This is a genomic window from Actinoalloteichus hoggarensis (assembly GCF_002234535.1).
Lineage (GTDB): Bacteria > Actinomycetota > Actinomycetes > Mycobacteriales > Pseudonocardiaceae > Actinoalloteichus_A > Actinoalloteichus_A hoggarensis.
In genome coordinates this window covers 3,416,936-3,432,360 of record NZ_CP022521.1, presented here as the reverse complement: position 1 = coordinate 3,432,360, position 15,425 = coordinate 3,416,936, and the positions used below count along the sequence as shown (strand labels likewise).

Below are 15,425 nucleotides of genomic sequence, written 5' to 3'. Positions count from 1 at the left end.
GTCGACGGTCCGTCCGGGCCTGAACCGAGTCGGTCCCGGCCTCGATTCGGGAACGGCGGCGGACGAGCAGGTCAGGATGGTTGGTGTCGCGTGCCGTCGGCGGGCGCGCTTCGCGGACACGGCGCTCTCCGTTCGTCGTCCCGCACCGGGCGATGCCGCATCGCCCGGCGAAGAGGGGCCGGCCGAGCCCGGCCTCGGACGAAGGGGCGTGTCGAGGCCGTCTCGCCTGGTCACCGTGGGCCGCCGCCCGGCCGCTGGCGGGACCGCTGTTCGATGGAGCGGTCGAGAGACGAGTCCGTACCAGGTCAGGGGACTGATCGGCACGGCCCTGGGCCGCCGGCCTCCGACGGTCCGTGTCGTGGGCTGATTGTCCGCTGTGTTCAGTGGGTACGAAGGGATGACGGTCCGCACGTGAGGAGGAGGAAACACATGGCGAAGATTCTCTGCGTCCTCTACGACGATCCGGCGGACGGCTTTCCACCGAGCCCCGCCCGGGACGACATCCCGACGATCGATCGTTATCCCGACGGCCAGTCGGCGCCCACGCCCGAGGCCGTCGACTTCCACCCTGGTGAACTGCTCGGCAGCGTCTCCGGCGAGCTGGGACTGCGGCGCTTCCTCGAACAGCAGGGCCACGAGCTCGTCGTCACCTCGGACAAGGAGGGGGACCACTCGGTGTTCCAGCGTGAGCTGCCAGACGCCGACGTGGTGATCTCACAGCCGTTCTGGCCTGCCTACCTCACCGCCGAGCTGATCTCCAGGGCACCCCGGCTGAAGCTGGCGATCACGGCCGGCATCGGCTCGGATCACGTCGATCTGGAGGCGGCCGTCGACAACGGCATCACGGTGGCGGAGGCGACGTACTCGAACAGCATCAGCGTCGCCGAGCACGCCGTCATGCAGATCCTGGCCCTGGTGCGCGACTACCTGCCCGCGCATCGCATCGTCACCGACGACCGGGGCTGGAACATCGCCGACGCGGCGCGGCGTTCCTACGACCTCGAAGGAATGTCGGTCGGCGTGATGGCGGCGGGCCGGATCGGCATCGCCGTCCTGCGCCGACTCGCCCCCTTCGACGTCGCGCTGCACTACACGGACAAGAACCGACTGCCCACCGAGGTGGAGGAGGAGTTGAACCTCGTCTTCCACGAGGACGTCCACTCGCTGGCCCCCGCCGTGGACGTCCTGTCGATCCATGCACCGCTGCATCCCGAGACGAAGGGGCTCTTCGACGACGAGCTCATCGGCTCGATGAAGCGGGGCTCCTACCTCGTCAACACCGCACGCGCCGCCATCTGCGACCGTGACGCGGTGGTCCGCGCCCTGGAGAGCGGCAGGCTCGCCGGCTACGCGGGAGACGTGTGGCACCCGCAGCCGCCGCCCACCGATCACCCGTGGCGCGACATGCCGCACCACGGCATGACCCCGCATGTCTCGGGGACGACGCTGTCGGCGCAGGCCAGGTATGCCGCCGCCACCCGGGAGATCCTGGAGAACTGGCTGTCCGGCACGCCGATCCGCGACGAATACCTGATCGTCGACCAAGGCCGCCTGGCGGGATCGGGCTCCCGGTCCTATACGACCTGATGTGGCGGGTGGGGCGGCCGCCAGGTCGAGGCGTCGCGGGTCGTCTCCGGCGGAACCGGCGCGTCGACAGTCAGGTCCGGTGATCACGGCAGACGAGCACGGCCCGCGGTGTACGGCGCAGACGGGTGCGTCCTCTTGAGCACGGTGGACCGCGTGCTCAGCGGCGCACCCGTCTCTCCTGCCCCGCCGATGCGGCAGTGCCCTTCCTCCCGTCCGGAGCCGACGAGTCGATCCAGCTCGGCGGACGTACTCAGGGAGAAGGTCCCGCTCCGTGAGAATCCCGGATCACCACCGTGAGGGATTCTCCGCCGTGCTCTCCACCGCACGTCCCGCCTCATTCGCCCTGCGGGCGGCGAGGACGAGGAGTGTCACCATCGCCGCCATCGAGGCGTGGACCGTCAGCAGGTTCGACAGTGTCGTGCCGGAGATCAGCCGCCGACGGTGATCGCGTCGGTCGCTCCGCCCACGACGCGGCCGATGCGTGCGGCGCTGAGCAGCCGCGGTCGCGCCGCCAGGTGCCCCGCCTGCCACGCGGCCGCGGAGGACTTCGTGGCCGTCGTCGCGATGTCGGATCCCGAGTCACGGGCAGACTCGCCTGTCGTCGTCGAGTGTGCGAGGACGTGGAGAAGGCCGGCGAGCATGGTCAGCGCGGCGGCGAGGACGAGGAATCCCCGCGACAGCCTCCAGCGTCGCAGTGTCGCACTCGTCGGCCGCGTCGATGCGGGTGGTCGCCGACATCGGGCGGCGGCCTGCCACCGTTCGGCGGGCGTCGGCGGCGCGCGACGCGGGTGCGTCGAGGTTGATCGACGGCCAGGTAGATCCGGCGCGTCGGGTGACTCGGACGCCCCAGACGACGCTCCGCCCGCTCGCCCGCCCGCCCGCGACGCTCCGCCCGGCGGAAGATCGACCCGGCAGGCGTGTCGGCAGGGTCGGGCGGCCGACGGCGCCCTGACGTCGGCGGGATGTCGGCCGGTGTGAAGCGGCCTTCTCGCCTTCGGCCGGGTGTCCTGCCGTCGCCGTCGCCGGGCGGGTGGGCGGCGTGCGGCCCTGCGCGCGGGAGACGTCCGGCCGGGCGGAGCGCGGCCCTCGGATCGTGGTCCCGGCCGGCTCTCGGCGGCGGCTCGGCGGGCGGGGGACGGTGGCGTGGCACCCGGCCCGCTGCGTCCTAGGCGATCTGATGCCCGCTCGTGAGTGCCCCATAACGTCCGCTCGCGGTGGTCGTGCGCGGTCCCTCCTGGTCACGGACTCGCGGGATCGGAAGTTAAGGAAGTATTTCGCTGCGTTTTCACCCCTTTACACCAGCGCTTTTCTCAGTAGTGTGTCACCCACTACATGCGGCTGGACGGCGAAAGGACGCACGCATGGACCGTACGACGAGTGCAGAACGTGAGGTGAGCGCCCCGGCGTCCGCCGCCCGGGCGGGTCGCCTCGCCGCCGTACGACCCACTTCGGACCGGGCCCACGCGACGTCCGCCGACACGGTCGTCCTGCGCGGCGGCCTGCTCGGCGACTGGCAGGAGCGCAATCGGGCCGCGACCATCCCGCACACCATCGCGCGGCTGCGTGACCAGGGCATCCTCGGCAACCTGCGTGCAGTGGCCGACGGTACGGGCGCGGAATACGTCGGGCGCTACCCGTTTCTGGACACCGACGTCTACAAGACACTGGAGGGGCTCGCCTACGAGATCGGGCGAGGCACGGCCGACGAGGCGGTGACTGCCTTCTGGTCGGAGGCGCTCGACCTCATCGAGCGGGCGCAGCGGGCCGACGGGTACCTCAACTCCTTCGTCCAGAACGAGCACACCACCCGCGAACCGTGGGAGGACCTCGCCTGGGGACACGAGCTGTACAACCTCGGGCACCTGGTGCAGGCCGCCGTGGCCGCGAGCAGGCAGGCGGGCGACGACCGGCTGCTGCGGGTCGCCGTCCGATTCGCCGACCTGGCGGTCATCCGCTTCGCGGGCACCGGCGACGGGTGCGGTCATCCCGAGGTGGAGACGGCACTCGTCGAACTGGCACGGCACACCGGGGACCAGCGGTATCTCGACCTCGCCGCGTCGTTCGTGGACCGTCGGGGTCACGGCTCCGTGCCGAAGACCTTCTTCTCCGCCGACTACTTCCAGGACGACGCCCCTTTCCGCGAGCTCACCGGGGTGCGGGGGCACGCCGTGCGGATGGTGTACCTCGCCGCGGGCGCCACCGACGTGGCGATCGAGCGCGACGACGCCGAACTGCTCGCCGCGTCCCGGCGGCTCTGGGACGACATGCTCGCCACCAGGCTGTACCTGACCGGCGGGCTCGGCGCTCGACACTCCGACGAGGCGGTCGGCGACCGATACGAACTGCCCTCGGAACGCTCCTACTCGGAGACCTGCGCGGCGATCGGCACGATGCAGTGGGCGTGGCGCCTGCTGCTGGCCACCGGGGACGCGCGGTACGGCGACGTGTTCGAGCGGATCCTGTACAACGCCTACGCCGTCGCGCTGTCCCAGGGTGGCACGGCGTTCTCCTACGACAATCCGCTGCAACGTCGGCCCGAACACCGGCAGGGCGGCGGCGCCCCGACGGGCTCGCCGCCGCGGCGTGAGTGGTTCGTCTGCGCGTGCTGTCCGCCCAACGTCATCCGCTGGACGGCCGAACTCCAGGACCACCTGGCGATCGTCACGCCGGGCGGCGTCGGGCTGGTCGTCTACGCCGACGCCGACGTCGACACCGAGCGCATCGCCCTGCGACTTCGGACCGCCTATCCGGACGACGGCCGCGTGACCGTGACGATCGACCGTGCCGAGCCGGACACGGAGCTGGCCCTCCGGATTCCCGCGTGGACCGACGGCGCCGCCGCCCGGATCGACGGCGAGGACGTGCCCGTCGAGACCGACGGGGGCTGGCTTCGGCTGCGCCGTGACTGGGCGTCCGGAACCGTCGTCGAACTCGACCTGCCCATGCCGGTGCGGTTCCACGGCGCGCACCCGTCGGTCGACGCGCTTCGCGGCTCGATCGCCGTCGCCAGGGGACCGGTCGTCTACTGCGCCGAACAGCAGGACCAGCACGCGCCCCTGGACGACGTCGTGCTGTGCCCGGCCGACCTCGGCTCCGCTCGCGTCCACGCCGGTCGTCTCGGCTCGGACCCCGACACCGACGTCCTGCGCATCACGCTGGACGCCAGGGCACGCCCGGCGGCGTCCGCCGAGCTCTACCCGGTGCTCGACGCGACCGCCGAGTCGGAGCAGCCGGCGGAGCCGACGACCGTCGACCTCCTGCCGTATCGGTTGTGGGCCAATCGGGGAGCCGATGCCATGCGCGTCTGGCTCCGCGGCGGATGACGCCACCTCGGGCGGCCCGTACCAGGGCCGTCCGTGCGGATGACGCCCGCACCGGGGTCGCCGCGACGACGGTCCGCGCGGCCGGCGCCCCCCGCATCGCTTCCCCGGCATCGCGGCGTGCCGGCGCCGCACCGTCGCACCGCCGGATCACGCACCACACCCGTTTCATCGCACCGCATCTCCACCAGACCGTTCTCCACCACACCCCTTCTCCAGTGGGGCACTCGAGTGTTCCCCGACGCATCCGGGAGTGAAGGAATCATGGCCACACATCGCAGGGCACGCGCCGCGATCGGAGTCTTCGCGGTCGCCGCGCTGACCCTCACCGCCTGCGGCGGCTCCGGAGACGACGCGGACGACGTCACGACCACGGACGGCGGCTTCGCGCTCAACACGGGGGAGACCGAGCAGGGCGGCATCGTCACCGTGCTGGGGTCGGTCGACCTCTCCCATCTCGATCCCGCGATGGGCAACGACGGCAACGTCAACAACGTCTACGAGCTGATCTACCGCCAGCTCACCGACTTCGCCTTCGACGAGGAGACCGGCGAGCTGGAGATCGTCGGCGATCTGGCCGTCGGGCCCGGCGAGTACAACGAGGACGCCACGGAGTGGACGTACACGCTCAAGGACGGTCTGCGGTACGAGGACGGCCGTGAGATCACCTCGGCCGATGTGAAGTACGGAATCGAACGGTCACTCGACCCGGCGTTGGCGATCGGATCGGACTACCACGAGATCATCGACGGTGCCACCGACTACCCGGGCGTCTATGAGGCGCCCGAGGGCCTGGACTCCATCGAGACGCCCGACGACAAGACGATCGTGTTCCGCCTCCGCGGACCGCTGGCCGGATTCGACGCGGTCGCCGCCACCCAGCCCTTCACACCGTTCCCGGTGGGCGAGATCGCGGTGGATCAGCTCGACCAGCAGCCCCTGTCGTCCGGCCCGTACCGGGTGGAGGAGTACACGCGTGGTGAGCGCCTGACGCTGGTCCGTAACGAGGAGTGGGACCCCGCCACCGACGAGACCCGCGCCGCGTCGCCCGACGGTTACGAGTTCCTCTTCGGAATCGACGCCAACACCGTCGACCAGCGGATGCTCTCGGGGCAGGGTTCCGACGCGAACGCGATGGCGTCGAGCACCAACGGCATGCTGCCCGCCTCGCTCGCCCAGGTGATGTCGAATCCGGAGCTTCAGCAGCGCACCGTCCGTTCGCTGCCCACCTGCACGATGTACCTGGCGATGAACAACACCCATGAGGCGTTGTCCGACGTCCGGGTGCGGCAGGCCATCAACCACGCGGTCGACAAGGAGAGCGTCGTCACCGCCACCGGCGGCCCCGCGATGGCCGAACCGGCGCACACGATGCTCACGCCGTCGGTGCCCGAGCGCCAGGAGTTCGACCTCTACCCGACGGATCAGGAACAGGCGATCGCACTCCTGGAGGAGGCGGGCTTCGGCGAGGGCGACCTGACGCTGACGCTGGACGTCCGGGCGCTGCCGAAGTGGCAGGCACAGGCGGAGTCGGTGCAGCAGTCCCTCCAGGCGGTGGGCATCGAGGTCGAGCTGAACGTCATCGACGCGGCGACCTTCTACGAGGTCATCGCCACCCCCGCCCAGCAGAACGACCTGGCCATCACCGGCTGGTGCTCGTCCTGGATGTCGGGCTACCCCCTGCTGACCTCGTTGTTCGACGGCGAGAGCATCACCGACACGGGCAACACGAACATCAGCCAGTTCGACGAGCAGGCCATCAACGACCGGTTCGACGAGATCGAGGCGATCGCCGACATCGACGAGCAGAACGTCGCCTACGGCGAGCTGGACCGGGAGATCATGGAGTTCGCCCCCGTCGTCCCGCTGGTGCGCGAGACGCCCCTGCAGATGGTCGGCGAGAACATCGGCAACGCCTTCGCCAGCTCCGCCCGCAGCGGCTACATCGACTACTCGTCCATCGGCCTGAAGAACCCGCAGGGGTGACGTCGCCATGGCGATGACCACACAGGCACTCACCCGGCAGGCGGTGCGCCGACGCGGCGGCAGCCGATGGCGGCGACCCGCCGTGATCGCCTCCTTCGTGTTCCTCGGCATCGTCGTCCTCATGGCGGTCTTCGCGCCGCTGCTGACGATGATCAGCGGTTCCGGGCCGTACGAGTTCCACGAGGACAAGATCGATCCCATCCGAGGGGGCCTGCCCATCGGCCCCTTCGGGGGGATGAGCGCCGAACACTGGTTCGGCGTCGAGCCGCTCAACGGTCGCGACATCTTCGCCCGCATCGTCTACGGCGCCCAGGTGTCGCTGACGATCGCGGTGAGCGCGGCGGCCGTCACCACCGTGCTCGGCGTCGTGTTCGGTGTGCTCGCCGGGTTCTTCGGCGGCATCGTCGACCAGGTCGTCTCGCGGGTCATGGACTTCCTGATGGCCTTCCCGGCGCTGATCTTCATGATCGCGATCCTCTCGGCGCTCCCGCAGGGCAACCGGCCCGCGCTGCTGGTGGCGGTGCTGGCGTTGTTCGGCTGGCCCGCGACGGCGCGGGTCGTGCGGGGTCAGACCATGTCGATCGCCCAGCGTGAGTTCGTCGAGGCGGCACGGGCCTCGGGCGCGAGCCGGATCGCCATCGTGTTCAAGGAGGTCCTGCCGAACCTGGTGGGGACGATCACGGTGATGGCGACGCTGTCGGTGCCGACGTTCATCGCCACCGAGGCGGGGCTGTCGTTCCTCGGCGTCGGCGTCCGACCACCCACGGCCTCGTGGGGACAGATGATCTCCTCGGCCGTCCCCTGGTACGCCTCCAACCCGATGTTCTTCATGATCCCCGGCCTGTTCCTCACCCTGACCGTGCTCTCGTTCATGGTGATCGGCGACACGCTTCAGGCGACTCTGCAGAGGAGGACGCAGCGCTGATGCCCCTCTACATCGCCCGACGGCTCATGAGCGCGGTGCTCGTCCTGCTCGCCGTCGTCTTCTTCACCTTCGTCGTGTTCTTCGTGCTCACGCCGGACCCCGCGCTGAGCATCTGCGGGCAGACGTGCACCCCCGAACGCATCGAGGACATCCGCACCAGACTCGGCCTGGAGGACCCGTTCTGGGTCCAGTTCTGGACCTTCCTGGCCGGGATCTTCGTCGGCCGCACCTACGGCGAGGGCGTCACCGCGATCGTCTGCGAGGCGCCGTGTCTGGGCTACAGCTTCCAGACCCGTCAGTCGGTCATGACCATGATCGGCGACCGCATCGACGTCACCGTCACGATCGCGATCGGCGCCGCGCTGCTGTGGCTGCTCGTCGGGGTCGGCGCGGGCCTGCTCGCCGCGGTGAAGTCCGGGACGTGGTGGGACCGGGGCGCGACCGGTCTGGCGCTGGGCGGCATCGCCCTGCCCAACTACTTCGTCGCCCTCATCCTGCAATGGCTGCTGGTCGTGCAGCTGCAGGTGCTGCCGTTCCCGACGGTGGTCGCCTTCGGGGAGGACCCGCTCCGGTGGTTCCAGACCTACCTGATGCCCTGGATCGTCCTGTCCATCATGTACGCCGCGATGTACACGCGGATGACCAGGGCGAACGTGCTCGACACGCTGTCGGAGAACTACGTTCGCACGGCACGCGCCAAGGGCCTGCCCAAGGGTCAGCTGCTGACCCGCCATGCGCTGCGGCCGTCGCTGACCCCGGTGGCCACCCTGTTCGGGATGGACTTCGCGGCCCTGCTCGGCGGCGCGCTCATCACGGAGACGGTGTTCGGACTCAACGGCGTCGGCAAGCTCGCCTACGACGCCATCGGCACCAATGACCAGCCGGTCATCATGGGCGTCACCCTGCTGGCGGGCGCCGCGGTGGTGCTGATGAACATCGTCGTCGACCTCCTCTATCCCCTGCTGGACCCGCGTGTGAGGAAGGGAACCCGATGAGCGCCGCAGTGCAGACGGGGGGCGACGAGCTGCTGCGCGTCAGCGGGCTGCGCATCGCCTTCGGCCCCGATCCCGACGACGCGGTCGTCGACGACCTGTCGTTCTCGCTGCGTGCCGGGCGCACCCTCGGCGTCGTCGGCGAGTCCGGCTCGGGCAAGTCCATGACGTCCCTGGCGATCATGGGGCTGCTGCCGCCCGACGCACGCACGTCGGGGTCCATCCGCTTCGGGGACCAGGAGCTGCTGGAACGCTCCGCCCGGGAGATGCGGGCGCTCCGGGGGGAGCGGATCGCGATGATCTTCCAGGATCCGTTGTCCTCGCTCAATCCCTACTACACGGTCGGCTTTCAGATCGCCGAGGCTTATCGGGCGCACCGTCGGGCGACCGCGGCGCAGGCCAGGAAGATCGCGATCGAGGCGATGGAGCGGGTCAGCATCAAGGAGCCGCAGCGGCGGTTCGACCACTATCCCCACCAGTTCTCCGGGGGGATGCGCCAACGGATCATGATCGCGATGGCGTTGGTCTGCGAGCCGGAGGTCATCATCGCGGACGAGCCGACGACCGCGCTCGACGTCACCGTCCAGGCACAGATCCTGACGCTGCTCACCGATCTGCAGCGTGACACCGGGGTGGGGATGCTCTTCATCACCCACGACCTCGCGGTGGTCAGCGAGGTCGCCCACGACGTGCTAGTGCTGCGTCGAGGGCAGCAGATGGAGGCGGGCACCGCCGAGCAGGTGTTCTCCCGCCCCCGCCACGCCTACACGCGGCAGCTGCTCGACGCGACGCCGCGCATCGACGACGTCGAGGAGGCCGGGGCATGAGCACGCCGATCCTCGCCGGGCGCAATCTCGTCCGGGAGTACGCGACCAGGAACCGGCGCGGCCCGGTCTTCCGAGCGGTCGACGACGTCACCCTGGAGGTCGGCGCGTCGGAGACCCTGGCCGTCGTCGGCGAGTCGGGCAGCGGGAAGTCCTCGACGGCTCGGCTGCTGGCCCGCCTCGACGACCCGACCTCGGGGGTGATCGAGCTGGACGGCGAGGACGTGACCTCGGCGCCGCCCGCCAGGCTGCGGACCTTCCGCCGCACGGTGCAGGTGGTGTTCCAGGACCCCTACTCCTCGCTGAACCCTCGGCACGACGTCGAGAAGATCATCACGGCGCCGCTGCGCTACCAGGGCCTGGGCGTGCGCGGCGACGGGACCCGGCTCTGCAAGGAGCTGATGGAGCGGGTCGGGCTGAATCCAGACCACTCGACCCGGTATCCGCATCAGTTCTCCGGCGGCCAGGCACAGCGCATCGGGATCGCCCGTGCGCTCGCGGTGGGACCGAAGGTCGTGATCTGCGACGAGGCGGTCTCCGCGCTGGACGTGTCGGTACAGGCACAGGTGATCGACCTGCTGCGTGACCTGCAACGCGAACTCGGCCTCAGCTACGTCTTCATCGCCCACGACCTGGCGGTGGTGCGCAGCCTCGCCGATCGCGTCGCGGTGATGAGCGGCGGGCGGGTGGTCGAGCAGGGCAGCCGGGACCAGGTGTTCGACGCCCCGCGCGAGGAGTACACGCGGGCGTTGCTGGCGGCCGTGCCCAGGATCAACCCCGAGTGGGAGAGACGGAGACGAGAGTGGACGGCACGAGAAGGGCAGGACTGACATGACCCCCGCCGAGACGTTCCGGACGATCAGCGAGCGGGAATGGGAGTGGCGGCTGGGCGAGCTGGGCCGTCAACATTACGGCTCCGCCCTCGGCGTCGACGACTTCCTGCCCGACGAGAGCCCCGAGGCGCACGAACGACGCGCCGCGCACTGGCGGGACGTCCTGGCCCAGGTGAGCGCCCTGGACGTCGACGCGCTGGACGCCGTCTCACGGGTGAACCTCGCGGTCTACGTCCAGCAGGTCGAGACGCTCGTCACGGCCGTCGAGCATCGGCAGTACGAGCGGCCCGCCAACGCCGACACGGCCTTCTGGACGACGCACGCCGACCGGGCGAACGGCACGCTGCACGACGTCACGGAGGCCGAGGCGTTCCTGCGGCAGCTCGCCGAGCTGCCTCGCTGGTTCTCCCAGCACATCGAGAACATGCGTGCCGGACTGGCCCGCGGTTTCGGGCCCGCGCGGGTCTCGATGGCGGGTCGGTCCGACCCGGTGCGGTCCGTCGCCTCGGCGGAGACGGCCGAGAAGACGCGCTACGCGGCCCCCTTCACCCAGGCCCGCGCCGCGGGGATCATCGACGAGGCGCTGCTGTCGCGTGCGCTGGAGGTCATCGGCTCCTCGGTGATCCCCGCCCACGCCGACCTGCTGCGATTCCTGGAGGAGGAGTACCTTCCGGCGCTGCCCGAGGAGATCGCCGCGACGAAGGGGCCCGGCGGTCGGGAGTACTACCTCGCGCAGCTCGCCGAGTACAACACGACGCGGCTGACCCCGGAGGAGATCTTCGCGCTCGGCGAGGAGAACGTGGCGGCCATCCGCGAGGAGATGGTCGCGGTCGCCCATGAGGCCGGCTTCGACGGCGACGTGCCTCGGATGCTGGAGTTCATGCGCACCGACTCCCGGTTCTACGCCACCACGGCGGAGGACCTGCTCAAAGAGGCGGCCTGGCACACCAAGCGCTTCGACGGGATCGTCCACGAGTACTTCGGTCGGGTGCCGATGCGGCGGTTCGGCATCATCGAGCCCCCGCCCGAGCTGGCGCCCTACTACACCTTCGGTCGAGGCGGGATCGACCGCTACACGCTGAACACCTACAACCTGCCCGCCCGGCCGCTGTACTCGCTGTCGGCGCTGACCCTGCACGAGGCGGCGCCGGGACACTGCTTCCAGATCGCGCTGGCCAGCGAACTGGCCGACCTGCCCGCCTTCCGTCGGCACGTCTACATCTCCGCCTACGGGGAGGGCTGGGCGCTCTACACCGAGCGGCTCGGCGTCGAGATGGGGATGTACCGCGACCCCTTCGAGACGATGGGCATGCTCAGCTTCCAGATGTGGCGCGCCGTGCGGCTGGTCGTCGACCCCGGCATGCACGCGTTCGGCTGGAGCCGGGAGCGGGCCCAGGAGTTCCTGCGGAGCAACACCGCGATCGCGGAGCACGAGATCGTCACCGAGATCGACCGGTACATCGCCTGGCCGGGCCAGGCCACCGCCTACTTCATCGGGCAGCTGCGGATCATGCGCCTGCGTCGCCTCGCGGAGGACACGCTGGGGCAGGCCTTCGACATCCGCTGGTTCCACGACGCCGTGCTCGGGTTGGGCAGCGTGCCGCTCGCCGTCCTGGAGGACGAGATCGAACGGGCGATCCGAGCCAGGGCCGCCGACCACGAGGGAGAGGAACGCGCATGACCAGCACGAGGAGCACCGCGATCGGGACGATCACGGTCGTCGGCGCCCGGATCTTCGACGGCGAGCGCGTCCGGGACGACGCCGACGAGATCACGATCGTCGACGGCGTCATCACCGCCGTGGGCCGGAATCTGCCTCGTGCCGGGGAGGTCCTCGACGCGGGCGGGCGGATGGTCACGCCGGGGCTCATCGACGCCCATTTCCATGCCTACGGGACCAGCATCGACGTCATGTCCATCGAGTCGTCGCCGTTGAGCTACGTCTCGCTGGTGGGCGCCGACCGGCTGAGCCGGGCCCTGTACCGGGGCTTCACCACGGTGCGCGACGTGGCGGGCGGCGACCCGGGCCTCGCCAAGGCCATCGACCTCGGTTACGTGACCGCCCCCCGGTACCTCTACACCGGACCGGCGTTGAGCCAGACCGGCGGACACGGCGATCCCCGTCAGGGCGACCTGGACCACTGCGCCGCCCATGCGCACCTCTCCGAGGTGGTCGACGGACCCGACGCGGTCCGCCGGGCCGTGCGGGAGCGGTTCCGCACGGGCGCGCACGCCATCAAGATCATGGCCTCGGGCGGCGTGGTGTCGCCGACGGACCCGATCCAGTTCCTGCAGTACCACGCGGACGAGGTCCGCGCGGCCACGGACGAGGCCGCCCGCCGGGGCAGCTACGTCGCCGCGCACGCCTACCCGCCCGCGGCGATCATCCACGCGGTGGAGAACGGCGTGCGCACCATCGAGCACGGCAACCTGATGGACGAGCACGCCGCCGCCGTCGTGGCGGAGCACGGCGCCTACCTGATCCCGACCCTGGTGGCCTACGACGCGATGGAGCGCCGGGGCGTGTCGGTGGGGCTGTCGCCGACGGGGCAGGCCAAGAACAGCGAGGTCCTCGCGGCGGGGCTGGAGGCGATCAAGATCGCCAGGAGCGCGGGAGTACCGGTCGGCTTCGGCTCCGACCTCATGGGCGAGCTGGAGGACGACCAGCTCGTCGGCCTCCGGTTGCAGATCGGCGTCGACGGCGTGCTGGAGACGCTGCGGGCGGCCACGACGGTCAACGCCCGAGCCATGCGCCGTCCGGACATCGGCGCGATCAGCGAGGGGCTCTCGGGTGACCTGGTCGTCTTCGACGGCGACCCGCTCACGGACCCGGCCGTGCTCTGGGACGAGGCCAAGCCGCGCACGATCGTTCAGCGGGGAGTCCTACGCTGAGCGGTTGACGACCGCGATCAGGCAGCAGGTCGAGGCGCTCGACGGTGAAAGAGGATGAGGAACCTGTCCGGCTCGAAGATCCAGCGGCAGCTGAGCCTGCGTGCTCAGGTGGAGGAGGCGCTCTCCTCCGCCATCGTGTCCGGGGAGCTCGCTCCCGGCTCCCTTCTCACGGTGCCGACGCTGGCGGCGCAGTACGAGATGTCGGCGACGCCGGTGCGGGAGGCCATGCTCGACCTGGAGAAGCGCGGCTTCGTGACGCCGGTGCGCAACAAGGGATTCCGGGTCACCACGGTGAGCGAGGAGGTGCTCGGTCAGCTGCTCGACGTCCGACAGCGACTGGAGCCCTCGGCGATGCGGGACCTGGCCGCCAGCGGCATCCCGGTCGACATGACGCGGTTCCGCGCACTCGCCGACGCCATCGTCGCCGGCGCCACGACGAGTGATCTGCACGCCTATCTCCAGGCGGATCGGGAGTTCCATCTGGCGCTCACTGATCTGCTGGCCAATCCGCTGCTGACCCAGCTCATCGCCGATCTGCGGTCGCGGACACGACTGGTCGGGCTGGTGACGATGCTCGAATCGCGTCAGCTCGACCAGTCGGCCTCGGAGCATCACCTGTTGTTGGACCGGATCGAGGCGGGCGACGCCGAGGGCGCCAAGGCCTTGATGCACCAGCATCTCAGCCACATCAGCGGGTGGTGGGCCGGTCGGTCGGAGACCTCCGGGCACTGACGAGACGCTCGGCGGGCCGCATCGGTCGGGCGGTTCGAGCGGACATCGGCGATTCGTGAGGCAGACCACTCTCATTCGAGTGCGATATGTGACATATTACTAGCGGAAGGAGGGCGGATGACCGAGATCATCGTGATCGGCGCGGGCATCGTCGGTGCCGCCTGCGCCAGGGAGCTGGCCCGCCGAGGCCACCGTGTCCTCATCGTGGACCGCGGCCCGACGATGACCGGCACCAGCGCGTCCTGTGAGGGGAACCTGCTGGTCTCCGACAAGGGGCCGGGAGCGGAGTTGGAGCTGGCCCTGGCCGCGAACGCCCGATGGCCCGCCGTCGTCGCCGACCTCGCCGACGAGCTGGGCCCGGACTTCCCCTCGATCGAGTTCGAGAAGAAGGGCGGGCTGGTCGTCGCCACGACGGAGATCGGCGCGCAGCCGCTGATCGACTTCGCCGCCGAACAGCGGGCGGCGGGAGTCGACGCCCGCGTCGTGTCCGCCGAGGAGGCGCACGAGCTCGAACCGGACCTCACCCGTGACCTGACCGCCGCCGTGTACTACCCGCAGGACTGCCAGGTCCAGCCCGTGGCGGCGGGCGAGGCGCTGCTCGCCTCCGCGCGCCGTGCGGGCGCCGAGGTCCGCCCCGGCGTCGAGGTGCTGGGCGGAATCGTCCGCGACGGCCGGATCGTCGGCCTCACCACCACCGACGGCGACCTCACCGCCGACGCCGTCGTCCTCGCCGCGGGCCCCTGGTCCGGCGAGGTGTCCGAACGGATCGGCGCGCCGGTGCTCGTCCGGCCCCGCCGAGGAATGGTGCTGGTCACCACGCGCATGCCCCACCGCGTCTTCCACAAGGTCTACGACGGCGACTACGTCGGCGCCACCCAGTCCGCCGAGGCCGACCTCCAGACGTCCAGCGTCGTCGAGTCCACCGCCGCCGGGACCGTCCTCATCGGATCGAGCCGAGAGCAGATCGGCTTCGACGCGAGCCTCCGCGTCGAGGTCCTGCGCGAGATCGCCCGCAAGGCCGTCGCCCTGTTCCCCTTCCTCGCCACCGCCCCGGTGATGCGTGCCTACGGCGGATTCCGGCCGTACCTCGACGATCACCTGCCGCTCATCGGGCAGGACCCCCGGCTGCGCGGCCTGTGGCACGCGACGGGCCACGAGGGCGCGGGCATCGGCCTGTCCGTGATCACCGCCGAGCTGCTCGCCGCCGAGCTGCTCGGCGGCGACGCGCCCGTGGACCCGACGCCGTTCCGCCCCGGCGGCCGACCGCTCGCCGTCGGCGGCCTCGACCCGAAGGCAGGCGCCGCATGAGCCCGAGACCCGAGACCGGGCGCCGG

General features: G+C 70.5%; 12 protein-coding genes. All 12 read left to right on the top strand.

Features of this window, described 5'->3' with window-relative positions; all coding sequences use genetic code 11:
- Nucleotides 1-429 precede the first annotated feature (429 nt).
- The 12 genes from AHOG_RS15130 to AHOG_RS15070 all read left to right on the top strand — a co-directional run bounded on the left by AHOG_RS15130 (nt 430) and on the right by AHOG_RS15070 (nt 15,399).
- The gene (locus AHOG_RS15130; RefSeq protein WP_093941938.1) at nt 430-1,587 is read left to right on the top strand and encodes an NAD-dependent formate dehydrogenase; all 1,158 of its coding nucleotides are present in this window, start codon (nt 430-432) and stop codon (nt 1,585-1,587) included.
- Between the two features lie 271 nt (nt 1,588-1,858).
- Nucleotides 1,859-2,032 (top strand): hypothetical protein, encoded by a 174-nt coding sequence (locus AHOG_RS28520; RefSeq protein WP_157736830.1) that lies wholly within the window; start codon nt 1,859-1,861, stop codon nt 2,030-2,032.
- A 916-nt stretch (nt 2,033-2,948) separates the two neighbouring features.
- Entirely contained in the window at nt 2,949-4,910 is a 1,962-nt protein-coding gene (locus AHOG_RS15115; RefSeq protein WP_093941935.1) for a glycoside hydrolase family 127 protein, read from the top strand.
- A 261-nt stretch (nt 4,911-5,171) separates the two neighbouring features.
- Complete coding sequence (locus AHOG_RS15110; RefSeq protein ID WP_093941934.1) at nt 5,172-6,893, top strand: ABC transporter substrate-binding protein; 1,722 nt, start codon at nt 5,172-5,174, stop codon at nt 6,891-6,893.
- Nucleotides 6,894-6,900: 7 nt separating this feature from the next.
- Complete coding sequence (locus AHOG_RS15105) at nt 6,901-7,818, top strand: ABC transporter permease (RefSeq protein ID WP_211290403.1); 918 nt, start codon at nt 6,901-6,903, stop codon at nt 7,816-7,818.
- Nucleotides 7,818-8,813 carry an ABC transporter permease gene (locus AHOG_RS15100; RefSeq protein ID WP_093941933.1) on the top strand — a complete coding sequence of 332 codons (996 nt, stop codon included), beginning with the start codon at nt 7,818-7,820 and terminating at the stop codon, nt 8,811-8,813. Before AHOG_RS15105 ends, AHOG_RS15100 begins: the two co-directional genes overlap by 1 nt.
- Nucleotides 8,810-9,637, top strand: coding sequence for an ABC transporter ATP-binding protein (locus AHOG_RS15095; RefSeq protein ID WP_093941932.1), 828 nt, complete (start codon nt 8,810-8,812; stop codon nt 9,635-9,637). Before AHOG_RS15100 ends, AHOG_RS15095 begins: the two co-directional genes overlap by 4 nt.
- Nucleotides 9,634-10,464, top strand: coding sequence for an ATP-binding cassette domain-containing protein (locus AHOG_RS15090; protein ID WP_093941931.1), 831 nt, complete (start codon nt 9,634-9,636; stop codon nt 10,462-10,464). Before AHOG_RS15095 ends, AHOG_RS15090 begins: the two co-directional genes overlap by 4 nt.
- 1 nt (nt 10,465) lies before the next feature.
- Nucleotides 10,466-12,148: a DUF885 domain-containing protein gene (locus tag AHOG_RS15085; RefSeq protein WP_093941930.1), complete on the top strand. Its 1,683-nt coding sequence runs from the start codon at nt 10,466-10,468 to the stop codon at nt 12,146-12,148.
- Nucleotides 12,145-13,359 carry a metal-dependent hydrolase family protein gene (locus AHOG_RS15080; RefSeq protein WP_093941929.1) on the top strand — a complete coding sequence of 405 codons (1,215 nt, stop codon included), beginning with the start codon at nt 12,145-12,147 and terminating at the stop codon, nt 13,357-13,359. Before AHOG_RS15085 ends, AHOG_RS15080 begins: the two co-directional genes overlap by 4 nt.
- Before the next feature lie 54 nt (nt 13,360-13,413).
- Nucleotides 13,414-14,091 (top strand): GntR family transcriptional regulator, encoded by a 678-nt coding sequence (locus AHOG_RS15075; protein WP_093941928.1) that lies wholly within the window; start codon nt 13,414-13,416, stop codon nt 14,089-14,091.
- Between the two features lie 117 nt (nt 14,092-14,208).
- The gene (locus AHOG_RS15070) at nt 14,209-15,399 is read left to right on the top strand and encodes an NAD(P)/FAD-dependent oxidoreductase (RefSeq protein ID WP_093941927.1); all 1,191 of its coding nucleotides are present in this window, start codon (nt 14,209-14,211) and stop codon (nt 15,397-15,399) included.
- Nucleotides 15,400-15,425 lie beyond the last annotated feature (26 nt).

Coding starts and splice junctions, on each gene's coding strand:
- AHOG_RS15090 (WP_093941931.1), top strand. CDS start 9,634: ATGAGCACGCCGATCCTCGCCGGGCGCAATCTCGTCCGGGAGTACGCG.
- AHOG_RS15085 (WP_093941930.1), top strand. CDS start 10,466: ATGACCCCCGCCGAGACGTTCCGGACGATCAGCGAGCGGGAATGGGAG.
- AHOG_RS15070 (WP_093941927.1), top strand. CDS start 14,209: ATGACCGAGATCATCGTGATCGGCGCGGGCATCGTCGGTGCCGCCTGC.
- AHOG_RS15105 (WP_211290403.1), top strand. CDS start 6,901: ATGGCGATGACCACACAGGCACTCACCCGGCAGGCGGTGCGCCGACGC.
- AHOG_RS15080 (WP_093941929.1), top strand. CDS start 12,145: ATGACCAGCACGAGGAGCACCGCGATCGGGACGATCACGGTCGTCGGC.
- AHOG_RS15100 (WP_093941933.1), top strand. CDS start 7,818: ATGCCCCTCTACATCGCCCGACGGCTCATGAGCGCGGTGCTCGTCCTG.
- AHOG_RS15130 (WP_093941938.1), top strand. CDS start 430: ATGGCGAAGATTCTCTGCGTCCTCTACGACGATCCGGCGGACGGCTTT.
- AHOG_RS15075 (WP_093941928.1), top strand. CDS start 13,414: ATGAGGAACCTGTCCGGCTCGAAGATCCAGCGGCAGCTGAGCCTGCGT.
- AHOG_RS15095 (WP_093941932.1), top strand. CDS start 8,810: ATGAGCGCCGCAGTGCAGACGGGGGGCGACGAGCTGCTGCGCGTCAGC.
- AHOG_RS15115 (WP_093941935.1), top strand. CDS start 2,949: ATGGACCGTACGACGAGTGCAGAACGTGAGGTGAGCGCCCCGGCGTCC.
- AHOG_RS15110 (WP_093941934.1), top strand. CDS start 5,172: ATGGCCACACATCGCAGGGCACGCGCCGCGATCGGAGTCTTCGCGGTC.